The sequence below is a fragment of the Arthrobacter sp. UYEF21 genome (assembly GCF_040546085.1).
Classification (GTDB): Bacteria; Actinomycetota; Actinomycetes; order Actinomycetales; family Micrococcaceae; genus Arthrobacter.
Genome location: NZ_JBEPNF010000014.1, coordinates 1 through 25,302, shown reverse-complemented (window position 1 = coordinate 25,302; position 25,302 = coordinate 1). Strand labels below are relative to the sequence as shown.

At 64.5% G+C, this 25,302-nt stretch carries 20 protein-coding genes; 15 read left to right on the top strand and 5 right to left on the bottom strand.

The features are described 5' to 3' along the window. Positions 1–9 precede the first annotated feature (9 nt). Positions 10–357 (top strand): DUF2516 family protein, encoded by a 348-nt coding sequence (locus tag ABIB27_RS14425; RefSeq protein ID WP_354216592.1) that lies wholly within the window; start codon positions 10–12, stop codon positions 355–357. Here ABIB27_RS14425 and ABIB27_RS14420 read toward each other — a convergent pair. Then, positions 345–1,238, bottom strand: coding sequence for a class I SAM-dependent methyltransferase (locus ABIB27_RS14420; RefSeq protein ID WP_354216593.1), 894 nt, complete (start codon positions 1,236–1,238; stop codon positions 345–347). The genes ABIB27_RS14425 and ABIB27_RS14420 overlap by 13 nt on opposite strands. Positions 1,239–1,379: 141 nt before the next feature. Between ABIB27_RS14420 and ABIB27_RS14415 the strand changes: the two genes are divergently transcribed. Continuing rightward, a complete protein-coding gene (locus ABIB27_RS14415) occupies positions 1,380–2,126 on the top strand; it encodes a phosphoglyceromutase (RefSeq protein WP_354216594.1) in 747 nt (248 codons plus the stop codon). A gap of 144 nt (positions 2,127–2,270) precedes the next feature. On the opposite strand, the gene phoU is transcribed toward ABIB27_RS14415, so the two are convergent. Further along, positions 2,271–2,924, bottom strand: coding sequence for a phosphate signaling complex protein PhoU (phoU, locus tag ABIB27_RS14410; RefSeq protein WP_354216595.1), 654 nt, complete (start codon positions 2,922–2,924; stop codon positions 2,271–2,273). 201 nt (positions 2,925–3,125) lie between these two features. On the opposite strand from phoU, the gene ABIB27_RS14405 reads away from it, so the two are divergent. Both ABIB27_RS14405 and ABIB27_RS14400 read left to right on the top strand, forming a co-directional pair. Then, on the top strand, positions 3,126–4,334 hold the full coding sequence (locus ABIB27_RS14405; RefSeq protein ID WP_354216613.1) for a sensor histidine kinase: 1,209 nt from the start codon (positions 3,126–3,128) through the stop codon (positions 4,332–4,334). Further along, complete coding sequence (locus ABIB27_RS14400; RefSeq protein ID WP_354216596.1) at positions 4,331–5,011, top strand: response regulator; 681 nt, start codon at positions 4,331–4,333, stop codon at positions 5,009–5,011. Before ABIB27_RS14405 ends, ABIB27_RS14400 begins: the two co-directional genes overlap by 4 nt. A gap of 78 nt (positions 5,012–5,089) precedes the next feature. Here the strand turns inward: ABIB27_RS14400 and ABIB27_RS14395 are convergent, their stop codons facing one another. Next, positions 5,090–5,635, bottom strand: a complete 546-nt coding sequence (locus ABIB27_RS14395; RefSeq protein WP_354216614.1) for a hypothetical protein — start codon at positions 5,633–5,635, stop codon at positions 5,090–5,092. Between the two features lie 271 nt (positions 5,636–5,906). On the opposite strand from ABIB27_RS14395, the gene ABIB27_RS14390 reads away from it, so the two are divergent. The 5 genes from ABIB27_RS14390 to rlmB all read left to right on the top strand — a co-directional run bounded on the left by ABIB27_RS14390 (position 5,907) and on the right by rlmB (position 10,364). Next, positions 5,907–6,389 carry a CarD family transcriptional regulator gene (locus ABIB27_RS14390; protein ID WP_026266570.1) on the top strand — a complete coding sequence of 161 codons (483 nt, stop codon included), beginning with the start codon at positions 5,907–5,909 and terminating at the stop codon, positions 6,387–6,389. A gap of 125 nt (positions 6,390–6,514) precedes the next feature. After that, positions 6,515–7,321, top strand: coding sequence for a 2-C-methyl-D-erythritol 4-phosphate cytidylyltransferase (gene ispD, locus ABIB27_RS14385; protein WP_354216597.1), 807 nt, complete (start codon positions 6,515–6,517; stop codon positions 7,319–7,321). Between the two features lie 3 nt (positions 7,322–7,324). Next, positions 7,325–7,822 (top strand): 2-C-methyl-D-erythritol 2,4-cyclodiphosphate synthase, encoded by a 498-nt coding sequence (gene ispF, locus ABIB27_RS14380; protein ID WP_354216598.1) that lies wholly within the window; start codon positions 7,325–7,327, stop codon positions 7,820–7,822. A gap of 27 nt (positions 7,823–7,849) precedes the next feature. Further along, positions 7,850–9,307, top strand: coding sequence for a cysteine--tRNA ligase (gene cysS, locus ABIB27_RS14375; protein WP_354216599.1), 1,458 nt, complete (start codon positions 7,850–7,852; stop codon positions 9,305–9,307). Between the two features lie 67 nt (positions 9,308–9,374). Further along, complete coding sequence (gene rlmB, locus ABIB27_RS14370) at positions 9,375–10,364, top strand: 23S rRNA (guanosine(2251)-2'-O)-methyltransferase RlmB (RefSeq protein WP_354216600.1); 990 nt, start codon at positions 9,375–9,377, stop codon at positions 10,362–10,364. Between the two features lie 82 nt (positions 10,365–10,446). Here rlmB and ABIB27_RS14365 read toward each other — a convergent pair whose 3' ends face one another. After that, a complete protein-coding gene (locus ABIB27_RS14365; RefSeq protein ID WP_354216601.1) occupies positions 10,447–11,292 on the bottom strand; it encodes a carbon-nitrogen hydrolase family protein in 846 nt (281 codons plus the stop codon). 138 nt (positions 11,293–11,430) lie between these two features. Between ABIB27_RS14365 and glgX the strand changes: the two genes are divergently transcribed. The 3 genes from glgX to ABIB27_RS14350 are packed head-to-tail and all read left to right on the top strand — an operon-like array spanning position 11,431 to position 14,414. Continuing rightward, positions 11,431–13,542, top strand: coding sequence for a glycogen debranching protein GlgX (gene glgX / locus ABIB27_RS14360; protein WP_354216615.1), 2,112 nt, complete (start codon positions 11,431–11,433; stop codon positions 13,540–13,542). Between the two features lie 18 nt (positions 13,543–13,560). Further along, a complete protein-coding gene (locus ABIB27_RS14355) occupies positions 13,561–14,049 on the top strand; it encodes a guanyl-specific ribonuclease (protein ID WP_354216602.1) in 489 nt (162 codons plus the stop codon). A gap of 8 nt (positions 14,050–14,057) precedes the next feature. Then, a complete protein-coding gene (locus tag ABIB27_RS14350) occupies positions 14,058–14,414 on the top strand; it encodes a barstar family protein (RefSeq protein ID WP_354216603.1) in 357 nt (118 codons plus the stop codon). A gap of 132 nt (positions 14,415–14,546) precedes the next feature. Here the strand turns inward: ABIB27_RS14350 and glgP are convergent, their stop codons facing one another. After that, positions 14,547–17,165 (bottom strand): alpha-glucan family phosphorylase, encoded by a 2,619-nt coding sequence (glgP, locus tag ABIB27_RS14345; protein ID WP_354216604.1) that lies wholly within the window; start codon positions 17,163–17,165, stop codon positions 14,547–14,549. Positions 17,166–17,317: 152 nt separating this feature from the next. On the opposite strand from glgP, the gene ABIB27_RS14340 reads away from it, so the two are divergent. The 3 genes from ABIB27_RS14340 to ABIB27_RS14330 are packed head-to-tail and all read left to right on the top strand — an operon-like array spanning position 17,318 to position 24,928. After that, positions 17,318–19,399, top strand: a complete 2,082-nt coding sequence (locus tag ABIB27_RS14340) for an alpha-1,4-glucan--maltose-1-phosphate maltosyltransferase (protein WP_354216605.1) — start codon at positions 17,318–17,320, stop codon at positions 19,397–19,399. Further along, positions 19,396–21,192 carry a maltose alpha-D-glucosyltransferase gene (gene treS, locus ABIB27_RS14335; RefSeq protein ID WP_354216606.1) on the top strand — a complete coding sequence of 599 codons (1,797 nt, stop codon included), beginning with the start codon at positions 19,396–19,398 and terminating at the stop codon, positions 21,190–21,192. Before ABIB27_RS14340 ends, treS begins: the two co-directional genes overlap by 4 nt. Position 21,193: 1 nt before the next feature. Further along, on the top strand, positions 21,194–24,928 hold the full coding sequence (locus ABIB27_RS14330) for a 1,4-alpha-glucan branching enzyme (RefSeq protein ID WP_354216607.1): 3,735 nt from the start codon (positions 21,194–21,196) through the stop codon (positions 24,926–24,928). Positions 24,929–25,302: the final 374 nt, after the last annotated feature.

Below are 25,302 nucleotides of genomic sequence, written 5' to 3'. Positions count from 1 at the left end.
GCTTGGACGGTGGACGGTGAACTGATTATTCGGCCTGTTGAACAGGCAGTGTTTTTTATCCTTGCCCTGGTGGCATTGGGACTTGAGGCGTGGGCGCTGCTGGACTGTGTCCGACACAAGTCGGCCGCGTTTGAAGCCACCGGGAAACGGACCAAGACGTTCTGGCTGGCCCTGACCGGCGGCGCCACACTGATCGGCTCCATCTCCCTCTTCAGCAGCGGCGGCGTCTTCGGCACGCTCGGACTGTTCGGGCTCGCCGCCGTCGTGGCGGCTTCTGTCTACCTCGCCGATGTCCGCCCCGCCGTCAAGGACGCCGGGCGCGGCGGCAGCCGCAACACCGGGCCCTACGGCTGGTGACCGCGCGGCGCCCCAGTATCCGGCGCCCCGGAGTTCTGGGCCCGCGTGCTCGGCGCCCCAGTGTTAGGTGCCACAGCCTCCCAATCCACTGTCAGTTCGCCTAGACGCCACCGCGACGGACCGTCCTGAACCGGCCACCCGCCGTCGCGCATTGCCTTGCACATGGCCTGCCAGCGCGGCCTGATACCGAACGCGGCCAGCGGCGCTGACTCCAGCCAGGCCCGGTCCATGGCCTGCATCAGCCGGTGGACCGGTTCGCCGGGAACGTTGCGATGGATAAGCGCCTTCGGCAGCCGCTCGGCAATGTCCGACGGCAGGTCGAAGCTGCCGAACCGCACGGACATGCTTAGGGACAGGGGCCGCTCCGCATCCAAGGCAATCCACGTCACCCGCCGGCCGATTTCGTCGCACGTCCCGTCAATAAACAGGCCGCGGGGGGAGAGCCGGTCCTGGACCAGCCGCCAGATCCCCGCCACGTCAGCCTCTTCATACTGGCGCAGGACGTTGAAGGCGCGGACCAACACCGGGCGCCCGGGCACGGGCAATTCGAAGCCGCCTACCTGGAAAGTCAGGCCCGGCCGCTCCAGCGGCTTGGCCGCCCGGACACGTTCCGGTTCGATTTCAATCCCGCACACCCGTACGTCCGGCCGGGCGGCGCGGAGGCGGTCAAAGAGTTCGACGGCGGTGGCCGGCGTCGCGCCGTAGCCCAGGTCCACAACCAACGGGTCCGCGGCGGTGCGCAGTCGCCAGGCCTGGGGGCCGGTCAGCCAGCGGTCCACGCGGCGCATTCGGTTGGGGTTGGTGGTGCCGCGGGTGACATTTCCCACGGGTTTGCCGCTCCGACTATGGGGAGCGCTCACCCGTTCAGCTTTTTGCACCACGGACCCACTGTATCTTCCAACGCGGGGCCCATCCGGTGCCGGCAACGTCAAGTCGCCGCCCCATCATGGGCCGTAAGTGACCCCGGGTTGCGGAACGTAACGCCGGGCAGCACCCTCGGCGGATCAATTAGGATGAAAATCATGACTTACAAGCTGATTCTGCTGCGCCACGGCCACAGCGAATGGAACGCCAAGAACCTGTTCACCGGCTGGGTGGACGTTGACCTGAACGACCAGGGCCGCGAGGAAGCGGCCCGCGGCGGTGAGCTCCTGGTGGAGAACAGCCTCCTCCCGGACGTGCTGTACACCTCACTGCTCAAGCGCGCCATCAACACAGCGAACATCACCCTGGACAAAGCGGACCGCGGCTGGATCCGGGTCAAGCGCGACTGGCGCCTGAACGAACGCCACTACGGCGCACTGCAGGGCAAGGACAAGGCCCAGACCCTGGCGGAGTTCGGCGAAGAGCAGTTCATGGAATGGCGCCGCAGCTACGACACCCCGCCGCCGGCGCTGTCGGACGACAGCGAGTTCTCCCAGGCCCACGATCCCCGCTACGCGGACCTCGGTGACGCCCTGCCGCGGACCGAGTGCCTCAAAGACGTCCTGGTCCGTCTCCTGCCGTACTGGGAATCGGACATCAAGGCGGACCTGAAGGCCGGCAAGACCGTCCTGGTCACCGCCCATGGCAACTCCCTGCGCGCCCTGGTAAAGCACCTGGACGGCATCAGCGACGACGCCATCGCCAGCCTGAACATCCCCACGGGCATCCCGTTGGTCTACGACCTGGACGAGGACTTCCAGCCGACCAAGCCGGGCGGCACGTACCTTGACCCGGACGCGGCCGCCGAAGCCATCCTGGCCGTGGCTAACCAGGGCAAGAAATAACGCAGCAGTAGAGCAAACGACGGCGGGCCGGTCACGTCGGGGTGACCGGCCCGCCGTCGTACGTTCCTTGGAGTTTTTGTCCAGATAATCCGTCCAAACGGCCATGAAATCCGCATTAAGTGGACAAAAACTCAGGAGTTTGGGTTAGAGGCCCTGCGGGTGCCATTCGCCGGTCACCAGGTAGGTGACCTTGCGGGCCACGGAGACGCCGTGGTCAGCGAAGCGTTCGAAGTAGCGGCTCGCGAGCGCAACGTCCACGGTGGTGGCAGGGGACTCGGCCCAGTCGGGGGAGGCGATCGCCTTGAAGACGCTCAGGTGGAGGTCATCGATGGTGGTGTTGGCCTTCAGGATGTCGCGGGCCACTTCCAGGTCCCGGGTTTCCAGCAGCACGGTGAGCTTGTCCGCGATCAGCTGGTCCTGTTCGGCCATCTTGTTGAACGTCTCGGCCATGGACGCGGGGATTACCATCGACGGGAAGCGCAGCCGGGCCAACTGGGCCACATGCCGGGCAAGGTCACCCATCCGCTCCAGGGACGCGCTCATCCTGAGCGAACCGACGATCATCCGGAGGTCACTGGCCACAGGCCCCTGCAGGGCGAGGATGTCAATGGCGCGTTCATCCAGGCTGTTCTGCAGGAAGTCGATCCGGGCGTCCGCGGCAATGACGTCTTCGGCCAGATCAACGTCTGCAACCTGGAAGGACGTGGTGGCCTTCTCCATGGCCTCGCTGACTAACTTGGAAATCTCAACCAGCTGCTCACCGACCTGGGTCAGCTCTTCCTGAAAAACCTTACGCACGGGGGCGTCCTTTCTCTGGAATCCCGCCCCCATGTGGCAGACGGAATTCATGTCGCCGTTCGGCACTCCAACCCGTAACTCTGCCAGCGTGCGGTGAACGATTGGTCTCTTGTAGATGAACGTTAGCTGAACCGTCCGTGCAATGGCCCTGGACGCACCGGCAGCCCATTCACCACAGCATAAGCTGGAGCTGTGGATCCTATGCTCATCGGTGTCATCGCAGGTCTTGTCGGCCTGGCGCTCGGCACCTTTGGCGTGCTCGCCTTCAGGGTCAGCGAAAACCAGCGCCACATGGTCGACGTCGACCTGGACGAGGTCGCCTTGCCCAAAGGCGCTGCGGAGGTTCTGGCCGTCGTCGGACGGGCTTTTGTGGTGGTGGACGAAGTGGACGGCGTAGTGCGGGCCAGTCCGGCTGCCTATGCCTATGGCCTGGTGCGCGGCCACACAGTGGTGCACAAAGAACTGCTGGACATGACCGCCGGTGTGCGCCGGGACGGCGTGATCCTGGAGAAGAAGCTTGAGCTCGCGCGCGGCCCGCTGGGCCAGGGCACCATCATTGTGCAGGTCCGTGCAGCCATGCTCGGTGAGGAATACATCCTGCTGCTGGCCGATGACCGGACCGAGATTACGCGCACTGAGGAGATCCGCAACGACTTTGTGGCCAACGTTTCGCACGAATTGAAGACTCCGGTGGGGGCGATCTCCCTGCTGGCCGAGGCGCTGGAGTCCTCAGCAGATGACGAACAGGCCGTCCGCCGGTTCGCCAAGCGGATGCACAAGGAGTCAGGCCGGCTGGCCGCCCTGGTCCAGGACATTATTGAGTTGTCCCGGCTGCAGGGTGCCAGCGTGTCCCGCGAGGGCACGGCGGTAGACATCAACGCTGTCATCGAGGAAGCCGTGGACCGTTCCCAGCTCCCCGCCGAAAGCAAGAGGATCCAAATAGTTGTCGGTGAACGGGCGGACGCCATGGTCTACGGTGACCGGGACTTGCTGGTTACTGCGCTGCGCAACCTGATCGACAACGCCATCCGCTACTCACCGGAGAACACCAGGGTGGGCGTGGGTGTCCGGTCCAAGGACGGGCTCATTGCCGTGTCCGTCACGGACCAGGGTGAGGGGCTGACCCCGGAGGATCAGGAGCGGGTGTTCGAGCGCTTCTACCGGGTGGATGCTGCCCGGTCGCGCCACACGGGCGGCACCGGCCTCGGCTTGAGCATCGTCAAGCACGTGGCATCGAACCATGGCGGTGAGGTGACGTTGTGGTCCCGCCCCGGCCAGGGATCCACCTTTACCTTGCGGCTTCCCGAGATGGAAAGCCAGGACGAACCCGATACTGCAGTTGTTAAAGATCGAGCCGTACCCGGGCGTGTAAAACAGCGCGGTGTACATGAGCAAGGAGCCAGCGCTTGAGCAGGATTTTGATTGTCGAGGACGAAGAATCGTTCAGCGATCCGTTGTCCTATTTGCTGGGCAAGGAGGGGTTCGAGGTTGAGGTGGTGGATAACGGCCTCGACGCCATCACGGAGTTCGACCGGAACGGGGCGGACCTGGTCCTGCTGGACCTCCAGCTGCCCGGGCTGTCCGGCACCGAGGTCTGCCGCCAGCTGCGCCAGCGCTCCAGCGTTCCGGTGATCATGCTGACGGCCAAGGACTCCGAAATTGACAAGGTGGTTGGCCTGGAGCTGGGGGCCGACGACTACGTCACCAAACCCTACTCCTCCCGCGAGCTGGTGGCGCGCGTGCGCGCCGTGCTCCGCCGGCAGGGTGAACCTGAGGAACTGATCTCCGCCACAGTCCAGGCCGGTCCTGTCCGGATGGACATCGAACGGCACGTGGTCAGCGTGGACGGTGAGCAGGTCCTCCTGCCGCTGAAGGAATTCGAGCTGCTGGAAATGCTGCTGCGGAATTCCGGCCGGGTGCTGACCCGCGGCCAGCTGATCGATCGGGTCTGGGGTTCGGACTATGTGGGCGACACCAAGACTCTGGATGTCCACATCAAGCGGCTCCGCGGCAAGATCGAGCCGGACCCCTCTGTACCGCGATTCCTGGTGACGGTCCGCGGCCTCGGCTATAAGTTCGAGCCGTAGGCCGGGCGCCGGCCAGCGGACGCAAAAGGAGGGGCTCCCCCTTGGGGAGCCCCTCCTTTTAGGCTGTGTTGCGTCTGGCTAGTGGGCCGCACCCTTTACGCTGGCCGACGGCGACGGCGTGGGGGAAGCTGATCCGGTCGGTTCACTGCCGGCCGGCAGGTACGCCTTGTACTCCGGCAGCGTGGCATCCAGAACGGGCATCCGGACCGTCTTGGTGACGTTGGTGCCGTCTTCGGTGACCTTGATGTCCACCAGCGAGCCGGCAATGCCGCCGCTGGTGCTGAGGATTGCTTCATCGGTGGAGTCGTTGAGCAGGGTGTAGGAGTTGGCCTTCACCGGCACCTGCGTCTGCGAGCCCTCGGCGCCGTTGACCGTGAGCTTCACGTCCTGTGAGGAGGAGTTGTAGACGGCGCCGATCAGGCGTCCGGGCTTGTTCTCGCCGGCGGAAACAATCAGCATGTTCCGCAACTGCAGCGGGCCCAGATCTGCGCGGATGCCATCGGAGGCGGCGTACTGGTGAGTGGTCTGCTGGGGGTTGAGGTAGCCGCAGCCGGTCATCGTGGCCAGGCTCAGGGCCAGGGCCCCCGCCGCCAGTGCCAGTTTGCCGCTCTGGGCCCGGTTCATCGCAGTGAAACGCACGTCACGTACTCCTCGAGAGTGTGGAAACATTATTCAGCCATAGCCTAGCGGCTAACGGCCGCAAACAAGGATTCCGGACCGTTCACACAGCCCTTGGCAGCAGGCCAAGCATGCACTATTATCTGCATCCGTCAAGGGGTCCAAGGGGGTCGATTCCGCCCATTTTCCCCGTATTCACGCGGTTCCGGGCCTGGTACAGGGCCGGTCATATGCCTGAATCGTGATAAACTGGTCTGCGGGAAAGGGGAATGTTTACATGGTATTTGAGGTCGGCGAGACAGTCGTTTACCCTCACCACGGTGCTGCAAAAATTGAAGAAATCAAGATGCGCACTGTCAAGGGCGAAGAGAAAATGTATCTCAAGCTCAAGGTGGCCCAGGGTGATCTGACCATTGAAGTTCCAGCAGAAAATGTTGACCTTGTTGGGGTCCGTGACGTTGTGGGCAAGGAAGGCTTGGAGCACGTATTCGACGTGCTGCGGGCCGAGTTCACTGAAGAACCCACCAACTGGTCACGCAGATACAAGGCAAATCTGGAGAAACTTGCTTCCGGTGACGTCATCAAGGTAGCAGAGGTCGTCCGCGACCTGTGGCGCCGAGATCACGATCGGGGCCTTTCCGCAGGTGAGAAGCGCATGCTGGCCAAGGCCCGGCAGATTCTGATTTCAGAACTTGCTTTGGCTGAAAAGACCGACGAAGAGAAGGCGGCAAGCGTTCTCGACGAGGTTCTGGCTTCCTAAGAATTGAACCCCGGGGCGTACGCGAGTACTCCCCGGGGTTTCTTTTTGCCCATTTCCGGCCGCACCTGTCGCCGGTGGCTGTTCCGTTCCGGCAGACGCATGACGCGGGACGTAGGCTAGACGCCATGAGCAACGGACTGCCCCGACCTGTCACCGCCGTCGTTATTGTCGCTGCCGGTTCCGGCGAACGGCTGGGATATGGCATGCCCAAGGCGCGGGTCCCCCTGGGAAGCGATACCATCCTCACTCACGCCCTCCGCGGAGTGGCCGCCGCCGGCGTCGCGCGCCAGATCTGTGTGGCCCTCCCGCCGGGCGACGCCGTGCTCGAGGAATTGTGCGAGACGTTCGCAGAGGAGCTGCGGGCCGGGCACGACGGGAATCCTGAGGTGCAGATTCCCCTCCTGACAACGGTCGACGGCGGTGCGACGCGGGCAGCGTCCGTCCAGGCGGCGTTGGCCGCCTTGCTGGACGGCACCGAAGTTGTGCTGGTGCACGATGCCGCCCGCGCGTTGACGCCTGAGTCGGTTTTCCACCGGGTGGTGGATTCTTTGGCAGCGGGCGCCGTCGCAGTGATCCCCGCGATACCGGTTGTGGACACCGTCAAGACGGTGCGGCGGATCAGCGGTGACGACGCCACGATCGCCCCGGAGCTGGTTACCGGGACGGCGCCCCGGGCAGAACTGCGTTCGGTCCAGACACCCCAGGGGTTCCGGCTTTCCACGCTGCTCCAGGCGCACCAGGCGGCGTCCCGTCTCGACGACGAACAGGCTGCCGCGGTCACCGACGACGCCATGCTTGTGGAATTGCTGGGAGTCCCAGTGCACGCTGTCCACGGCTCCATCCAATCGCTCAAGATAACCACGCCGCTGGACCTCATCATTGCCGAGGGACTCCTGGAAGGCCCGCTGGGTATCCGCTGGGTGGAGGGCTAGGAAATGGGTGAGGCGAAAATGATCCTGCCGCGCACGGGTATCGGTGTCGACGTCCATGCTTACTCCTCCGAAGACCTCCCGCGTCCGCTGTGGCTGGGCGGCCTGTTTTGGAAAGGGGAGCGAGGACTTGCCGGGCATTCCGACGGGGACCCGGTGGCCCACGCTGCTGCCGATGCACTGTTCTCGGCCGCCGGCATCGGGGACCTGGGGACCCATTTCGGTACGGACCGCCCGGAGTTCGCCGGGGCATCCGGGGTCATGCTCCTGGCTGAGGCAGCCAGGATTGTCCGGGCTGCAGGGTTTGAGATCGGCAACGTGGCGGTACAGTTCGTGGCCAACCGGCCCAAGTTCGGTCCCCGGCGGCAGGAAGCCCAGAACGTCCTGACCGCGGCGGCGGGAGCGCCGGTCAGCGTTACGGCCACCACCAGCGACGGGCTGGGATTTACCGGCCGAGGTGAGGGCATATCCGCCATTGCCACCGCTCTGGTGTATCCCAAGTAAGCGGGCCGCATCGGCTAATCTGGAGCGGTGACCCTCCGTTTTTACGACACCGCATCCGCCGAAGTCCGCGACTTCGTTCCCCTCGTCCCGGGAAAGGTGAGCCTGTACTACTGCGGAGCCACAGTGCAGGGCATGCCGCATGTTGGACACATCCGCTCAGCCATCGCTTTCGACCAGCTCACCCGCTGGCTTGAGTACCGGGGCCTGCGCGTCACGGCTGTCCGTAATGTCACGGATATCGACGACAAGATCCTCACCAAATCCGCCGAGTCCTTCGAACCCGGGTTCGAGTCCGGCCCGGACGCGGTCCGCGAAGAGGAATGGTGGGCACTGGCCTACCGCTACGAGCAGGAATTCCTTAGGGCTTACGACACCCTGGGCGTATCCCGCCCCACCTACGAACCCCGCGCCACGGGCCATATCCCCGAGATGCACGCCCTGATCCAGCAGCTGATCGATGTGGGCCACGCCTACCCGGCGCTGGACGATTCCGGCGACGTCTACTTCGACGTGCGGTCCTGGGACAAGTACGGGTCACTGACGCGCCAGAACATTGACGACATGCAGGGCGCCCCGGACGCGGATCCGCGCGGCAAGAAAGACCCCCGCGACTTTGCGCTGTGGAAGGGCTCCAAAGAAGGAGAGCCGACGACGGCGGGCTGGGCCTCGCCCTGGGGCGCCGGACGCCCGGGCTGGCACCTGGAATGCTCCGCCATGGTCACCAAATACCTCGGCACCGAATTTGATATCCATGGCGGGGGGCTGGACTTGCGCTTCCCGCACCACGAAAACGAGATGGCCCAGTCCCAGGCGGCGGGACATGGCTTCGCCAACTTCTGGATGCACAACGGCATGGTCACCTATCAAGGCGAAAAAATGTCCAAGTCCATCGGCAACACCATCAGCCCCGCGCAGATGCTGGAGCTCGCCTCCCCGCGGGTCGTCCGTTACTACCTCGGCCAGGCCCACTACCGCTCCGTGCTGGACTACCGCCCCACCTCGCTGGAAGAGGCCGCCGCCGCCGTCGAACGCATTGATGGTTTCATCAGCCGTGCCGTCCGTGCGCTGTCCGCCGGCGGCAACTACGGGTTCGCCACCTACGGCAAGGTGCCGGAGCCGTTCGAGCGTGCGATGGATGACGACCTTAACGTCCCGCAGGCCCTCGCCGTGGTCCACGAAACAGTCCGCTCCGGCAATACCGCCCTGACGGAAGGGCGGCTGGAGGACGCGCGGCAGGCCCTGCACGACGTCCACGACATGCTCCGTGTCCTCGGACTGAACGCGGTGGCTTCCGGCCCCGCAGCGGACGCCCGGGAATCGGCTGCCCTTGAGGTGCTGGTGGAAGCCCAACTGGCTGCCCGAGCCCAGGCCCGCGCCACCAAGGACTGGGCCGCTTCGGACGCCATCCGGGACACGCTGAAGGCGGCCGGAGTCGCCGTCGAGGACGGTCCCGACGGCGCTACTTGGAGCCTGCAACGGGACTGAACCGGCGATTTTACTTGATTCAGTAGACTGGTAAGCAGACTCAGTCAAACAATCAAGGGTGGAACTCATGGCCAACAACGGTCGCCGATCGGTCAAAGCAAAGAAGGGGCCCACCATCGGAACCGGTGGTCATGGCCGCAAGGCCCTGGAAGGCAAGGGCCCTACGCCCAAGGCGGAGGACCGCCCTTACCACAAGGCGCACAAGAGCAAGCAGCTCGCGGAACGGTCGGCCGCCAAGCGCGGCACAGGCGCCCGCAGCGCCGGCGCAGCCCGGTCCGGTCCCAAGGGACGCGCCACCGAGGAAGTTGTCACCGGCCGTAATTCCGTGGTTGAGGCACTCCGTGCAGGCATCCCCGCGAAAGCCCTGCACATCGCCATCCGGATCGAAATGGATGACCGCGTTAAGGAATCGCTGAAGATCGCTGCTGAGCGCGGCATCCCGCTTCTTGAGACCGGCAAGCCCGAACTGGACCGCATGACCGAAGACGCCGTCCACCAGGGCCTCGTCCTCCAGATCCCTCCCTACGAGTACCAGGACGCCTACGACCTGGCCGAGGAAACCGTGGACCGCTGGAAGAAGGGCCACGTGTCCAACGCGCCGCTGTTCGTGGCGCTGGACGGCATCACGGACCCCCGCAACCTGGGCGCGATCATCCGCTCCGTCTCCGCCTTCAGCGGCCACGGCGTCATTGTTCCGGAACGCCGTTCCGTGGGCGTCACAGCCTCTGCCTGGAAGACCAGCGCCGGTGCGGCAGTGCGCGTTCCGGTCGCCCGCGCTGGCAACCTCAACAGTGCGCTGAAGCAGTTCAAGAGCATGGGCATCTTTGTCCTGGGACTCGACGGCGACGGCGACGTCTCCCTGCCAGCCCTCGCCCTCGCCAAGGAACCGGTGTGCATCGTGGTCGGCTCCGAAGGCAAGGGCCTGAGCCGCCTGGTCCGCGAAAACTGCGACCAGATCGTCTCGATCCCCATCGACTCCGCCATGGAATCGCTGAACGCCTCCATGGCCGTCGGCATCTCGCTGTACGAAATCTCGAGGCAGCGCGCCGCCAATTAGGCCCAAACGCTCTCTCAGATCCTGCAGGTTAAAAAGGAACGCATTCTCACGGGGTGAGAGAGCGTTCCTTTTTTAACTTGGGTTAAGTGAGAGAGCGTTTGGCTGGGGGCTGGAACTCCCGGCGGTTCGCGAGGACCGGAAGCTCCCGGCGGGCTTCCTTGACCACGGCGGCGTCCAGGTCTGTGAACAGCAGTCCAGGGGCGCCGTCGAGCTCTTCAAGCACCTCGCCGAAGGGTGAGACGACGGCGGAATGCCCCACGCCCGTGGGTGCTCCGTCCTTGGCCGGTGCGCCCTCGGTGACCGGGTCACCCTGCCCGCACGCCAAGACGTACGTTGTGGAATCCAGGGCGCGGGCCCGGGCCAACAGCTGCCATTGGTCTACCTTGCCCGGCCCGGAGGCCCAGGAAGCGCAGATAATGTTCGCCTCCGCGCCGTGTTCGGCATTGGCCGTGAACAGTGCCGGGAAGCGGATGTCGTAGCACGTCGCCAGGCCAAAAGTCAGGCCGCCGGTGTCGAATGTCACCGGTTCAGTACCCGGGTCAACGGTGTCCGACTCGAGGAACCCGAACGCGTCGAAGAGATGAACCTTGTCGTAGCTGGTTTCCACGCCGGGACCTGTTGCCAGCAGGGTGTTGCGCACCTTTCCGGCGGCCGAGCCCGCGGAGGAGTTGGGGGAGCCTGGCGTGAACATGCCGGCCACCACCACAATCTCCAACGAGGCGGCAATATTACGCACACGGGAGGCCCACGGCCCGTCCAGCGGTTCGGCGATGTCCAGCAGCGAGTTTCCGAATGCCCGCATGGAGGCCTCCGGGAACACCACCATGTCAGCTCCGCCAGCCTTGGCCCGGCGCGCATGATCTTCGAGGATGGACAAGTTACCGGCCAGGTCCCGGCCGGTGATGATCTGAGCCAGCGCAACGCGCACTGTACACCTCCGTCTTAACGTTTCTTCCAGTATGCAACCCAGCGATGCCGCAATGCGCAAAGCACTGGCAGCGGCCGGCCGGCGTCACAAAAGCGTCAGTGCAGCTGGGCGGGCACTGGCGGCTACCATTGACCCGTGATGGTTATGCCGCTATTTGACACCGCTTCCACCATGGATGCCTCATCGGCGCATCCACTGGGCGTCAGCGTTCCGCGCCCTGGTGCCGGCCCGGACCATGCCCCGCCGTCCAGCGCCAACGTCGCTGTTTACGCGCCGGGCGTTGAGAACCTTGAGATTGCCTACAAGGCCCCCGGCGGCGAATGGCGCCGGCAGGCCCTTCCCAATGTCACCCACGGCGTGCACCACGGGATTGTGGATGATTTTCCGTACGGATCGCGCTATGGATTCCGTGCTGCATCCAAGTCCGACGCCCTGCCGCTGTCATTCCCCATGCCGGACTTGGATGACGACGCCGGCGAGCCGCTGCTGCTTGATCCTTACGGCCGGGCGGTGGACCAGAGGGGGGGATTCCTGACCAGCGTCCGGATGGCCGGCGGCTTTGACTGGGGAACCGACCAGCGGCCCCGGCTCCAGTGGCGGAACAGCGTCATCTACGAGGCCCACGTCCGTGGCCAGAGCATGCTGCATCCCGATGTGCCGGAAGAGTTGCGCGGAACCTACGCCGGAATGGCCCACCCGGCCATCATTGAGCATTTCAAGAGCCTCGGCATCACCTCCGTCCAGCTGCTCCCGGTGCATTTCCATCTTGATGAGCAGCACCTGCAGAACCTGGGCCTGACTAACTACTGGGGGTACAATACGGCGGCCTTTTTCGCCCCGCACCCCGACTACGCCACGAAGGCTGCCCAGGAAGCCGGTCCGCAGGCTGTCCAGGACGAGTTCAAGGGAATGGTCAAGCTGCTCCATGCGGCCGGCCTGGAAGTGATCCTTGACGTGGTGTTCAACCACTCCGCCGAGGGCGGGCCGGACGGCCCCACCATCAGCTTCCGCGGGCTTGGTGAGGAAACGTACTACCGCACGGATGGCCACGGGAAGTATGTGGACACCACTGGATGCGGAAACAGCTTGAACTTCGGCCAGCCCCGGGTGGTGCAGCTTGCCCTGGATTCGCTCAGGTATTGGGTGGACGAATTCCATATCGACGGCTTCCGCTTCGACCTGGCCGTGACGCTCTGCCGGAACGCCAACAACGAATTCGATCCGCGGCACCCGTTCCTGGTGGCCGTGGGCGCCGATCCTGTGTTATCGGACGTGAAGCTTATTTCCGAGCCGTGGGACGTCGGCTACGGCGGCTGGCAGACCGGCCGGTTCCCTGGTGGCTGGGTTGACTGGAATGACCACTTCCGGGACGGCGTCCGGTCCTTCTGGCTTGCCGACCGCGCGGCCCTCGAGTCCGGCGGGCAGGGCGGCTCCGTGGCGCGGCTGGCGGATGCACTGTCCGGTTCGGCCGGGCTGTTCGAAGCATCAGGCCGTTCCCGGCTGGCCTCGCTCAACCTCATCACAGCGCACGACGGCTTCACCCTCAACGACCTCGTCTCGTATGACCGCAAACACAACGAGGCCAACGGAGAGCAGAACCGGGACGGGCATGGGGACAACCGCAGCCACAACCACGGGTTCGAAGGCCGCACCGAGGACGAGGACATCCTGGCGCAGCGGGCCCAGTCCCGGCGCAACCTGATGGCTTCGATGATGATTTCCCTCGGCGTGCCCATGATTACCGGCGGCGACGAGCTGGCACGAACCCAGCAGGGAAACAACAACGCCTACTGCCAGGACAACCCCCTGGCCTGGATTGACTGGACCCGCACGCCGGAATCCGCCGAGATGCTGCGCAGCACCAAGCGCTACGTCCGGCTGCGCAAGGAGTTCCTGGCCAGCCAGCCGCACGATTTCCCGGCCCGGGACGAACAGTCCTATCTTTACTGGTTCGACCACACCGGACAGCCGATGTCCATGGACCGTTGGAACGATCCCCGGCACCGGGTGATGCAGCTCCTGCTCGGCTCGGACGACGGCACGCTGGCCGGCCTCGTAGTGATCAACGGCAGCGGCTCCGACGTGAAGATCACCCTCCCGGAAGTCACCAACGACGACGGCACGCCGCGCCGGATGTTCGAACTCCGGCTGACCACCTCGCCCCTCCACGAGCTTCGCCAGGGCGGACGCGTGGCATCCGGTGAGACTGACCTGGTTGAGGCAAACTCGATCAACATCTACCGCACGTAGCCGCGGAGGGGTACAACAATGCGCAACCGCTCCGTCGTTGCCTTGCTCCTGACCGGACTGCTGGCCATCGCACTGCTTGCTTCCGGCGGCAGTGGACTCCTTGAGTCCCTGACCGGAAGCCCGACGCCGGCCGTAAGTTCCAGCCCGCCCCCGGTTCCGGAGGCTCCCGTTCCGGGGCCGGCGGAGGTTTCAGGGCGGGCTGCCGCTCCCGCCAATCCCTCCGGCCTGCCCGCGATCAGCGAGTCCGAACTCCCGGCCGAAGCACGCCGGACCCTCGCACTGATCCGTGCCGGCGGTCCTTACTCGTACAGCCAGGACGACAAGACATTCGGCAACTTTGAGCGAATCCTCCCGCGGCAGGCGTCAGGCTATTACCGCGAGTACACCGTGCCTACCCCGGGTGAATCGGACCGCGGGGCCCGCAGGATCATCACGGGCGCCGGGGCGGAAAAATATTACACCCAAGATCATTACAACTCGTTTAAATTCATCGCAGAAGGCAGCTGAACACCGGTATGAAAATCTACTCCGCTGAAACCTGGACCATGGAAGAACTCCAGGAACAAGTGGCCGACGCCGGCCGCAGCGTCCTGGTGGTGCCTGCCGCGGACAGCAAGAGGGAGGTCCTCGAAACCTTCGGCGAGGTCCTGGCCTTCCCCGAGCACTACGGCCTGAACCTGGACGCCCTGAACGATTCACTGCACGATTTCGCGGACAGCATCAGCGAAAACGGCAACGCCCCGGTGACCGTCCTGTGGCAGGTCGCCGCGACATTCCGCGGCGACCGCTCCTTTGGGGTTATCTGCGAGGTCCTCCAGGATGCCGAGAGTTACGCCGGCAGCGACCTGACGGTCACCGCCATCCTCCTCTAACTAACGCTTCAACCGCCGCGGAAGTTGCCACAAAACGAACGCCGGATGTCAGTTATCCGGAAGCATGCGTCAAAGCGAGGAACGAGCAGCACGCGGAGGATGACTGACACCCGGCGGGTGTCTGGAAACGGCTCAGGCGTTGACGATCAGCCCCAGTTCAGCCTTGGACGCCAGCGCCTCGTGCTGGGGCAGGACGCGGACGGTGTAGCCAAACGGTCCGGAGCGGTCAATGGCCAGGGAGCCGCTGAACAGGTAGCGCCCGCCGCCCAGGTCCTCCTTGGGCTGCAGCTCCATCAGGGTCACGTCCGCCAACGTGTCGCTTTCCTCGGCGCGCCCATAGGCAACCTCTACCGAGACGTCGTCCGGTGTCAAAGTATTCAACGCGACGTAGGCGTTCACCTGCATGGTGTCCCCGATCTGCGGATCCTCGGATACTCCCACGGAGTCCACGTGCTCCACGTGCAGAAGCGGCCACGCAGCACGTACCCGCGCCGTCCAGGCCGCCAAGGCCCGCGCCTGCGTGTAGGAGTCAGCCACGGCGCGGCGGCCGGCTTCGGCTGCCGGCCGGTAGAGGATATTGACGTAGTCGTGCAACATGCGGTCCGCGGAAACTGCCGGGCCAAGGTGGGACAACGTGTGCTTGATCATAGACACCCAGTGCGTGGGTACCTTCTCCGTGCCGGTGCTGGAAGCTCCTGCCGCTCCTGCACTGTCGGAGACCGTGTTGCCGTAGAAGCGCGGTGCCACCTGGGTTTCCAGCAGCTCGTAGAGCGCCGCGGCCTCGATGTCGTCGCGCTCCTCGGGGGACGCATCGTTGTTGGCGGTGGGGATCGCCCAGCCGTTCTCGCCGTCGTACATCTCATCCCACCAGCCGTCCATCACGGAGAGGTTCAGCGATCCGTTGATGGCGGCCTTCATCCCTGAGGTGCCACAGGCTTCCAGGGGACGCAGCGGGTTGTTGAGCCAGACGTCGCAACCCGGGAAGAGCGTCCTGGCCATGGCGATGTCGTAGTTCGGGAGGAACGCAATCCGGTGACGGACTTCGGGGTCGTCAGTAAACCGGACCAGGTCCTGGATCATCTTCTTGCCGGCGTCGTCCGCAGGGTGGGACTTTCCGGCGATCACCAGCTGGATGGGGTGTTCCGGGTGCAGCAGCAGTGCCTTGAGCCGGTCCGGCTCGCGCAGCATCAGCGTGAGCCGCTTGTAGGTCGGGACGCGGCGGGCGAAGCCGATGGTCAGCACGTCAGGGTCCAGCACGCTGTCTGTCCACCGGAGTTCGGCGTCGGCCGCGCCGCGCTTTTTCCAGGCTGCCCGGAGCCGGCGGCGCACGTCATCCACCAGGGCCGAGCGCATTTCGCGGCGCAACGCCCAGACGTCGGCGTCGCTGACGTTGTAGGCCAGGTCCCAGCGGCCGTTGGTTTCGGCCTCGGGGCCGAATTGTTTGCGGGCGAGCTGGGAGATGCGGCCGTCAACCCAGGTGGGCACGTGGACGCCGTTGGTGACGGAGGTGATGGGTACCTCGGAGTGGTCAAAGCCCGGCCACAGCGCGGAAAACATTCCGCGCGAAACTTCGCCGTGCAGCTTGGCCACGCCGTTGGCCCGCTGCGCCAGGCGGAGTCCCATGACCGCCATGTTGAACACTGACGGGTTGCCGTCGGCGTAATTTTCCCGGCCAAGCTCCAGGATCCGGTCCACCGGCACGGCGGGCGCCAGCCCCGCCTGGAAGAAGTGCTGGATCTGGGAAATCTCAAAACGGTCGATCCCGGCCGGCACCGGGGTGTGGGTGGTGAACACGGTGGAAGCCCGGCCGGCGGCGAGGGCCTCGTCGAAGGTCAGCGCCGCTTCCCCGGACATCAGCTCCTGGATCCGCTCGATTCCCAGGAATCCGGCGTGGCCTTCGTTGGTGTGGAACACTTCCGGAGCCCGTGCCCCGGTGAGCTGCTGGTAGGCGCGCAGTGCCTTAACGCCGCCCATGCCCAGCAGGAGCTCCTGCTGCAGCCGGTGGTCACCGCCGCCGCCGTAGAGCCGGTCGGTGACGCCGCGGGCGGCGTCGTCGTTACCCGGAACGTTGGAATCCAGAAGCAGCAAGGGAACGCGTCCGACGTCGGCACGCCAGATGTGTGCCAGCAGGCGCCGGCCATTGGGCAGCGGCAGTGCGACCTGCAGGGGGCGGCCGTTACCGTCAGGGGACGGCTCACGGAGGAGGGTTAGCGGGAGCCCGTCCGGGTCGAGGACCGGGTACGTTTCCTGCTGCCAAGCGTCCCGGGAGAGGGACTGCTGGAAGTAGCCGGCCTGGTACAGGAGGCCAACGCCGATCAGCGGCACGCCCAGGTCAGACGCCGCCTTGAGGTGGTCTCCGGCCAGGATGCCAAGGCCGCCGGAGTACTGCGGCAGGACCTCGGTGATGCCGAATTCGGGGGAAAAGTAGGCAATGGCAGCGGGGGCGTCGGCGCCCAGACCCTGGTACCAGCGCGGCTCGTCAAGGTAACGGTCGAGGGCTTCGGCGGCGGCCCGGACGCGTTCCACTACGGACTGGTCCGCGGCCATGTCCTGGAACTCTTCGCGGCTGACGCGTCCCAGGAAGCTGACCGGATCCTGCCCGCTTTCCACCCATTTCCTGGGGTTCAGGCTGGCGAAAAGTTCCCGGGTGGGCCGGTGCCAGGACCAGCGGAGGTTGGTGGCCAACCGGACCAGGGGCCTGATCGGTTCGGGGAGGACGGTTCTGACGGTAAATCTGCGGATTGCCTTCACCTGCGCCACACTAACCGACAAGATCAACGTCTGGAAACGCTGTGGCTTTCTTTTAGGTAAATGACAGTGGGCGTGGCGGAAAAGTCGAATGTTGTTGTCAAAAAGCACCGCAGGCTTAGCTATCTGGATCATTTCTCGCTAACGTCGAGCATGTGACGACTAACTCAGGAACCACCGCCGCCCCGAAGAAAAAGCCCAAAGGCAAAATCACCGACGGCCTTAGGTTTGGCCGTTTTCCGATCACCGCCGTGCAGCCTGTGGTTGAGGGTGGAAAGTACCCCGCCAAGGCATTGCCGGGTGAGGGAATCGTGGTCGGTGCCACTGCTTTCCGCGAGGGCCACGACCAGCTCGGCGTCAGCGCCGTCCTCCTCGATCCCCGCGGGAAAGAGCGCCAGCGAGTCCGGCTGGCGCCGCCCAGGGGGGAACGCGGCCTCGGGACGGATCGCTGGGAAGGCATCCTCACGCCGTCGGCCGTTGGAAACTGGACCTTTTTCATCGAGGCCTGGCACGACCGCTATGGAACCTGGCACCACAACGCCGAGGTGAAGGTGGCCGCGGGCATCGACGTGGAGCTGATGCTCGCCGAAGGCGAGGCCCTGCTGTCGGAAGCGGCCGACGACGTCTCCCGGACTGCGTCGGACCGGCGCACCCTGCGCATGGCTGCTTCCCTTCTGGGCAACGCATCCCTGACTGAAGAGGAGCGCCTCGCTGGCGGGTTCAGCGCGGAGGTGGCCGCCCTGGTGGACCGGCAGCCGATCCGTGAACTGGTCACGGCGTCTGAGCAGTTCCCGTTGCTGGTTGAGCACGATCTCGCCGGCCGCGGAGCCTGGTACGAATTCTTCCCCCGCTCTGAAGGCGCCGTGCGGGACCACACCACCGGGGCATGGACCTCGGGTAACTTCCGGACGGCGGCAAAGCGGCTGGACGCGGTGGCGGCCATGGGCTTCGACGTGCTCTACATGCCGCCGATCCACCCGATCGGCGTGCAGCACCGCAAGGGTCCGAACAACACCCTGATTGCCGGCCCCCACGATCCCGGTTCGCCGTGGGCAATCGGTGCAAAGGAAGGCGGTCACGACGCCATCCACCCGGACCTTGGCACCTTCGAGGACTTCGACGCCTTTGTGGCCCGGGCCAACGAACTTGGATTGGAAGTTGCCCTGGACCTGGCGCTGCAGGCCGCGCCGGACCATCCGTGGGTGGAATCCAACCCGGAGTGGTTCACCACCAGGGTTGACGGCAGCATCGCCTACGCGGAAAACCCGCCGAAGAAATACCAGGATATCTTCCCGCTGAATTTCGACAATGATCCCGAAGGGCTGTCCAAGGAAATCCTGCGCGTGGTTCAGCTGTGGGTCAGCCACGGCGTCAAGATCTTTCGGGTGGATAATCCGCACACCAAGCCTGTGTGGTTCTGGGAATGGCTCATTGCCCAGGTCAATAAAAAGACTCCCGGCGTGGTGTTCCTCGCCGAGGCGTTTACCCGCCCTGCGATGATGCACGCCTTGGGCCGTGCCGGATTCCAGCAGTCCTACACCTATTTCACGTGGCGGAACACTAAGGAAGAACTGGAAACCTACTTCACGGAGGTCAGCCACGAGTCCGCTGCGGTCTTCCGTCCCAACTTTTTCGTCAACACCCCGGATATCCTCACCGAGTACCTCCAGTTCGGCGGTCCGGCGGCGTTCAAGATCCGCGCGGCGCTGGCCGCCACCGCCAGCCCGCTTTGGGGGGTCTACGCGGGCTTCGAGCTTTACGAGCATGTAGCCCGCCCCGGCGCCGAAGAATACATCGACAACGAAAAGTTCGAATACAAAGCCCGCGACTGGGACGCCGCAGCCGACTCGGGCCGCACGCTGGCGCCGTACCTGACCCGGCTCAACAGCATCAGGCACTCCCACCCGGCGCTGCAGGACCTGCAGAACCTCACTGTCCACCACAGTTCGGACGACGCCACGGTTGTGTACTCCAAGCACAAGACCCTGCCGGACGGCACCAAAGACACCCTCATTGTGGTGGTCAACGTGGATCCGCATGGCACCAGGGAGAGCACCGTTTCGCTGGATCTGGCCGCCTTGGAACTCGATCCCGAGGATCTGTTGCCCAACGGCGCCTTCCAGGTGGACGACCTTATTTCCGGTGAATCCTGGGAATGGGGCGAATACAATTACGTCCGCCTGGACGCGCACGTCGAACCCGCACACATCCTGAGCGTGAGGAGATTGCATCAGTGAGTTTTAATCCGCAGAGTTCAAGTCAGCATTTCACCCCCAAAAGCACGTTTGAGCTAAACGCCCCAGGGCTGGCCCACGATCCCCTCTGGTATCGGAAGGCAGTGTTTTATGAGGTACTGGTCAGGGCGTTTGCGGATGCCAACGGGGACGGCTCGGGCGATTTCAGTGGCCTGATTGACAGGCTCGATTACCTGCAGTGGCTGGGAGTGGACTGCCTGTGGCTTCCCCCGTTCTTCCAGTCGCCGCTGCGTGATGGTGGCTACGACATCTCGGACTACAACTCCGTCCTGGATGAGTTCGGTACCATCAGTGACTTCAAGCGACTGGTGGCGGAGGCCCATGCCCGCGGAGTCCGGGTCATCATCGACCTGCCGCTGAACCACACCTCGGACCAGCACCCCTGGTTCCAGGAATCGCGCAAGGATCCTGAGGGCCCGTTCGGCGATTTTTATGTGTGGAGCGATACTGACGAGAAGTACCAGGACGCCCGCATCATCTTCGTTGACACGGAGGAGTCCAACTGGACCTTCGACCCCATCCGACGCCAGTTTTTCTGGCACCGGTTCTTCGGCCACCAGCCTGACCTCAACTTTGAAAACCCCAGGGTCATCGAGGCGCTCTTTGATGTGGTGCGTTTCTGGCTGGACCAGGGCATCGACGGCTTCCGGGCCGACGCTATTCCCTACCTCTTCGAAGAAGAGGGGACCAACTGCGAAAACTTGCCGGCCACCCATGATTTTCTGCGCAAGCTGCGGGCCATGGTGGATGAAAGCTACCCGGGCCGCGTCATCATCGCCGAGGCCAACCAGCCGCCCAACGAGGTGGTGGAGTACTTCGGGACAGCAGAAGAGCCCGAATGTCACATGGCCTTCCACTTTCCCATCATGCCGCGGCTCTACTACGCCCTGCGCGACCAAAAGGCCGCCCCTATCATCGAGACGATGCAAGACACGCCCGAGATTCCCGAAGGGGCACAGTGGGGGACGTTCCTGCGGAACCACGATGAACTGACACTTGAGATGGTCACGGCGGATGAGCGCGCGGCCATGCTCGGCTGGTACGCCCCGGACCCACGGATGCGGGCCAACATTGGTATCCGCCGCCGGCTGGCGCCACTGCTGGACAATTCCCGCGCCGAGATCGAGCTGATCAACGCCCTTCTTCTGTCGCTGCCGGGCAGCCCGTTCCTGTACTACGGGGACGAGATCGGCATGGGGGACAACATCTGGCTGGAGGACCGCGACGCGGTGCGCACCCCGATGCAATGGAATCCGGACCGGAACGCCGGCTTTTCGAACGCCGATCCGGGAAAGCTCTACCTGCCCGTCATCCAGTCGCTGGTATACAACTACAATATGGCCAATGTGGAAGCCGAGGCGGCCCACTCCGGTTCCCTGCTCCGCTGGACCAGGCAGATCCTCAGCGTCCGGAAGAACCACCCGGTGTTCGGACTGGGCTCCTTTACCCACGTCGAAGCCGATCACGATTCGGTGGTTGCCTATGTCCGGGAACTTGCGGAGGACAACGCCGCGGGGGTGGCGGGGGAATCCATCCTGTGCGCATTCAACCTTTCCCAGCATCCGGTTGCGGCGCAGTTGAAGCTTCCCCAGTTCGCCGGCCGTGGCCTGCGCGACGTCTTCGGCGGCCAGCCATTCCCGGGTATCGATGAAAACGGATCCCTGACCCTGACTTTGGGAAGCCATGACTTCTTTTGGCTGCGGATCCGCTCGGCAACGTCCAGTCCGTCCTCCCCGTACACGCAGGCGCTCCCCATCCTGGCCATCGAGAACTGATATGACCCAGCCGACACTCACCGCTACTTTGAGCGCCGTTCTTCGGCAATGGCTTCCGCGCCAGCGCTGGTTCCCCGTGAAGACAGCCGAATTTTCGCTGGAACAGGCGGGCAGCCTGAGCCTCGAGGACGCGGCCGGGCAGGCCCGCCTGGAGGTCCTCCTGCTGGCCGTGACCTCCCGGGCAGTCGACGGGGGACACCGTACGGATGTGGTCCAGGTGCCCCTGAGCTATCGCGGCGTCCCGCTTGCAGGCGGCGAAGCCGCGCTGGTGGGCAGGGCGCCGGAGTCGGGGATGGACTGGATATACGACGCCGTGCACGATCCGTCGTTTGTGGCCGCCTGGCTGGAGCTGATCCGGTCCGAGTCAGGGCCGCTTACCGGTTCAGCGACGGGCCACCGCTCATCCTCTGATCACCGCCTGCCTACCGCCCACGGCATGGTCAAGGTCCTGTCCGGTGAGCAGTCCAACAGTTCCGTGATCGTTGACGACGGCGAGTCGGCGGCAATCCTGAAATTCTTCCGGGTGCTTTCCGAGGGGATGAACCCGGAAGTCGAGGTTGGCGCTGCGCTGACCGCGGAGGGCACTTCCGAGGTGCCTGCCACCCTGGGCTGGGTGCGGGGGGAGTGGGAGGCGCCGGCCTCACAACAGCCCGGGGAGCTGCCGGCAGGTGCCCGCCCGGCGCGGGGCGAGCTTGCCGTAGCCCATGAGTTCCTTGCCGGTGGCCGCGACGCATGGCGCCTTGCCGTGGATGCCGCCCGCACCGGAGCGGACTTCACGGCCGAGGCACGCGCCCTCGGTGCGGCGACGGCCACCGTCCACCGCAGGCTGGCTGCTGCACTCGGGACGTCCGCAGAGCCGGTGCCGGGCGAGGTCATCGCGCCCGGAGTAGCCCAGCGCGTCCGGCAGGCATGGGCGGAAGCCTCGGCCGCCGTCGGGCCTTATGATGAAGCGCTGCAGGCGCTGCTTGGGGAGCTCGACGGCGCGGAGGCCGGGCCGCTGCAGCGGATCCACGGCGACCTCCACCTGGGGCAGATCTTGCAGGTTCCCGGCCACAACGGGGAACCCGGCCGGTGGGCCATCCTGGATTTTGAGGGTGAACCCCTCCGGCCCATCGCCGAACGCAACTTCCCCGACGTTCCGCTGCGGGACGTGGTGGGGATGCTGCGCTCTTTCGACTACGCGGCCGGCGCGGCCGAACGGGAGTACCAGGGGGCACGCGTTCCCGCATCCTGGGTTGACGATTGCGCAGACGCGTTCCTCTCCGGTTATGCCGCTGTCACGCCCGGCACCATCGACCGCCGTTCGCCGCTCTTTGTGGCATTGTGGCTGGACAAGGCACTCTACGAAGTCGTTTATGAATTGCGGAACAGACCCGACTGGCTGGCCATTCCGACGAATGCGTCCAGGCGGCTCCTCAGCGTTAAAGGCTCCGGCGAACAGGCCGGGCCAGCATCGGAAGGTATCAACATGACAGGCTCAGCACCAACAGACCAGCCGAGTATGCCGCTTCACGTCGACCCGGACATTTTGGGCCAGGTGGCTAACGGCGAGCATCACGCGCCGCACTCGGTACTCGGTGCACACCTGGACAACCATGGCCACGTCACGGTCAGGACGGTCAAGCACCTCGCGGAGTCCGTGAGCGTGGTGACCGCCGCCGGTTCGGTGCCCATGACCCATGAAGACCACGGTGTCTGGGTAGCAGTCATGGAACCGCTCCAGGCCGGGCACGTGCCTGATTACCGGCTGGAAGTTACCTACATCGGGGCCGAACCCGTAACCGTGGACGAGCCCTACCGCTACCTGCCGACGGTGGGGGAAGTGGACCTGCACCTCATCGGTGAGGGCCGGCACGAGAAGCTTTGGGAAGTTTTGGGTGCCCACGTCCAGCACTACAAGTCCCCGCTGGGCGACGTTGATGGCGTCTCCTTCGCCGTCTGGGCCCCCAATGCGCAGGCTGTCCGGGTTAAAGGCGACTTCAACGCGTGGGACGGCCGCGAAAACTCGCTCCGCTCGCTGGGGTCTTCGGGCGTATGGGAAGTCTTCGTCCCCGGCGTTTTAGCAGGTGCGTGCTACAAATTTGAGATCAAGACCAAGTACGGCAACTGGGTTGAAAAGGCTGACCCACTGGCCTTCGGGACCGAGGTTCCGCCGCTGACAGCTTCCAGAGTGGTAGAGCCGTCTTACGCGTTTAAGGACGCTGAGTGGATGGAAGCGCGGGCCCAGCGGGACCCGCACAATTCCCCCATGAGCGTCTACGAAGTCCACCTCGGGTCGTGGCGCCTTGGCCTGGGCTACCGCGAGCTCGCCAAGGAGCTGGTGGAATACGTCAAGTGGCTGGGATTCACGCACGTGGAGTTCATGCCTGTGGCCGAACACCCCTTCGGAGGTTCCTGGGGCTACCAGGTGACGTCCTACTTTGCGCCCACCTCGCGGTTTGGCCACCCGGACGAATTCCGCTTCCTGGTGGATTCGCTGCACCAGGCCGGCATCGGTGTGCTCCTGGACTGGGTACCGGCGCACTTCCCGAAAGACGCCTGGGCGCTGGCCCAGTTTGACGGCGAACCGCTGTACGAGCACGCCGATCCGAACCTGGGGGAGCACCCCGACTGGGGCACGTTGATCTTCGACTTCGGCCGGACTGAAGTGCGGAACTTCCTCGTGGCCAACGCCCTGTACTGGCTCGATGAGTTCCACATTGACGGCCTCCGGGTGGATGCCGTGGCATCGATGCTGTACCTGGACTACTCGCGTGAAGACGGGCAGTGGTCACCCAACCGCTTCGGCGGCCGGGAGAACCTCGAAGCCATGTCCTTCCTGCAGGAAGTCAACGCCACCGTCTACAAAACCCACCCCGGGGCGGTGATGATCGCCGAGGAATCCACGGCTTTCCCCGGGGTGACCGCCCCCACGAGCAACGGCGGCCTGGGCTTCGGGCTGAAGTGGAACATGGGCTGGATGCATGACTCCCTCAAGTACGCGTCCGAGAACCCCGTCAACCGGAAGTGGCACCACGGAACGGTGACGTTCTCCATGGTGTACGCGTTCACCGAGAACTTCCTGCTCCCCATCAGCCACGACGAAGTAGTTCACGGCAAGGGATCCATGCTTCGGAAGATGCCGGGTGACCGCTGGCAGCAGCTGGCCAACCTGCGGGCGTTCCTGGCCTACCAGTGGGCGCACCCCGGTAAGCAGCTCATCTTCATGGGTACCGAGTTCGGCCAGGAAGCCGAATGGTCCGAACAGCATGGCCTGGACTGGTATCTTGCCGACATTCCGGCGCACCGCGGAATGCAGCTTCTCACCAAAGATCTCAACGAGCTGTACAGCACCACTCCGGCGCTCTACGCAAGGGACAACGAACCCGGCGGTTTCCAGTGGATCAATGGTGGAGACGCCGACCGGAACGTCCTGACTTTTGTCCGCTGGGACAAGGACGGCAATCCACTGGTGTGCGCCATCAATTTCTCCGGCGGCCCCCATGTGGGCTACGCCCTTGGCGTTCCCGCCGCCGGAGCCTGGGTCGAAGTTCTTAACACCGATGCCGCGGCCTATGGCGGATCGGGTGTCCTGAACGCCGGCGCCCTGAAGGCCTCGGACGAAGGACTCGACGGCCAACCGGCAACGCTCACCGTAACGTTGCCGCCGCTGGGTGCGGCATACTTCAAGCCCGGCGCTCAGCTGACCAGCGACCGTCCTGCCGGCGGACAGTCAGCTGTGAAGCCGGTCTCTTAAGTCCCCGCAGAAAAGCCCGGAATTCCTTGAGATTCCGGGCTTTTCTGTACCCGCTGGATGTGGCTGCGGGAGCCTGTCCGGGGGCTGGGTGGCCAACCCGCCAAAGTGGTGGTAGAGTTTATTTCCGCGCTGCTCTACGGAGTCAGACGGAAAAATCGACACGAAAGCCTCAGGCTGATGATGGTCGCGGACGCCGGTTTGACAAGAAAGAGATCAGCCGGTAACTTTGAAAAGTTGCTCCGGAGCGATCCATGACTGAAGTGTTGTGGTGGTGCCGGGTGTGTCTGTTGTTTGAGAACTCAATAGTGTGCCAAGTTTGTTGATACCAATTTATTGTATTGAATTGGTTGAATTTGCCGGGTCATGCCATCCTG

Coding starts and splice junctions, on each gene's coding strand:
- ABIB27_RS14350 (WP_354216603.1), top strand. CDS start 14,058: ATGAAAATCTACTCCGCTGAAACCTGGACCATGGAAGAACTCCAGGAA.
- rlmB (WP_354216600.1), top strand. CDS start 9,375: ATGGCCAACAACGGTCGCCGATCGGTCAAAGCAAAGAAGGGGCCCACC.
- ABIB27_RS14330 (WP_354216607.1), top strand. CDS start 21,194: ATGACCCAGCCGACACTCACCGCTACTTTGAGCGCCGTTCTTCGGCAA.
- ABIB27_RS14355 (WP_354216602.1), top strand. CDS start 13,561: ATGCGCAACCGCTCCGTCGTTGCCTTGCTCCTGACCGGACTGCTGGCC.
- ispF (WP_354216598.1), top strand. CDS start 7,325: ATGGGTGAGGCGAAAATGATCCTGCCGCGCACGGGTATCGGTGTCGAC.
- ABIB27_RS14415 (WP_354216594.1), top strand. CDS start 1,380: ATGACTTACAAGCTGATTCTGCTGCGCCACGGCCACAGCGAATGGAAC.
- glgX (WP_354216615.1), top strand. CDS start 11,431: ATGGTTATGCCGCTATTTGACACCGCTTCCACCATGGATGCCTCATCG.
- ABIB27_RS14405 (WP_354216613.1), top strand. CDS start 3,126: ATGCTCATCGGTGTCATCGCAGGTCTTGTCGGCCTGGCGCTCGGCACC.
- ABIB27_RS14395 (WP_354216614.1), bottom strand. CDS start 5,635: ATGAACCGGGCCCAGAGCGGCAAACTGGCACTGGCGGCGGGGGCCCTG.
- ispD (WP_354216597.1), top strand. CDS start 6,515: ATGAGCAACGGACTGCCCCGACCTGTCACCGCCGTCGTTATTGTCGCT.
- ABIB27_RS14390 (WP_026266570.1), top strand. CDS start 5,907: ATGGTATTTGAGGTCGGCGAGACAGTCGTTTACCCTCACCACGGTGCT.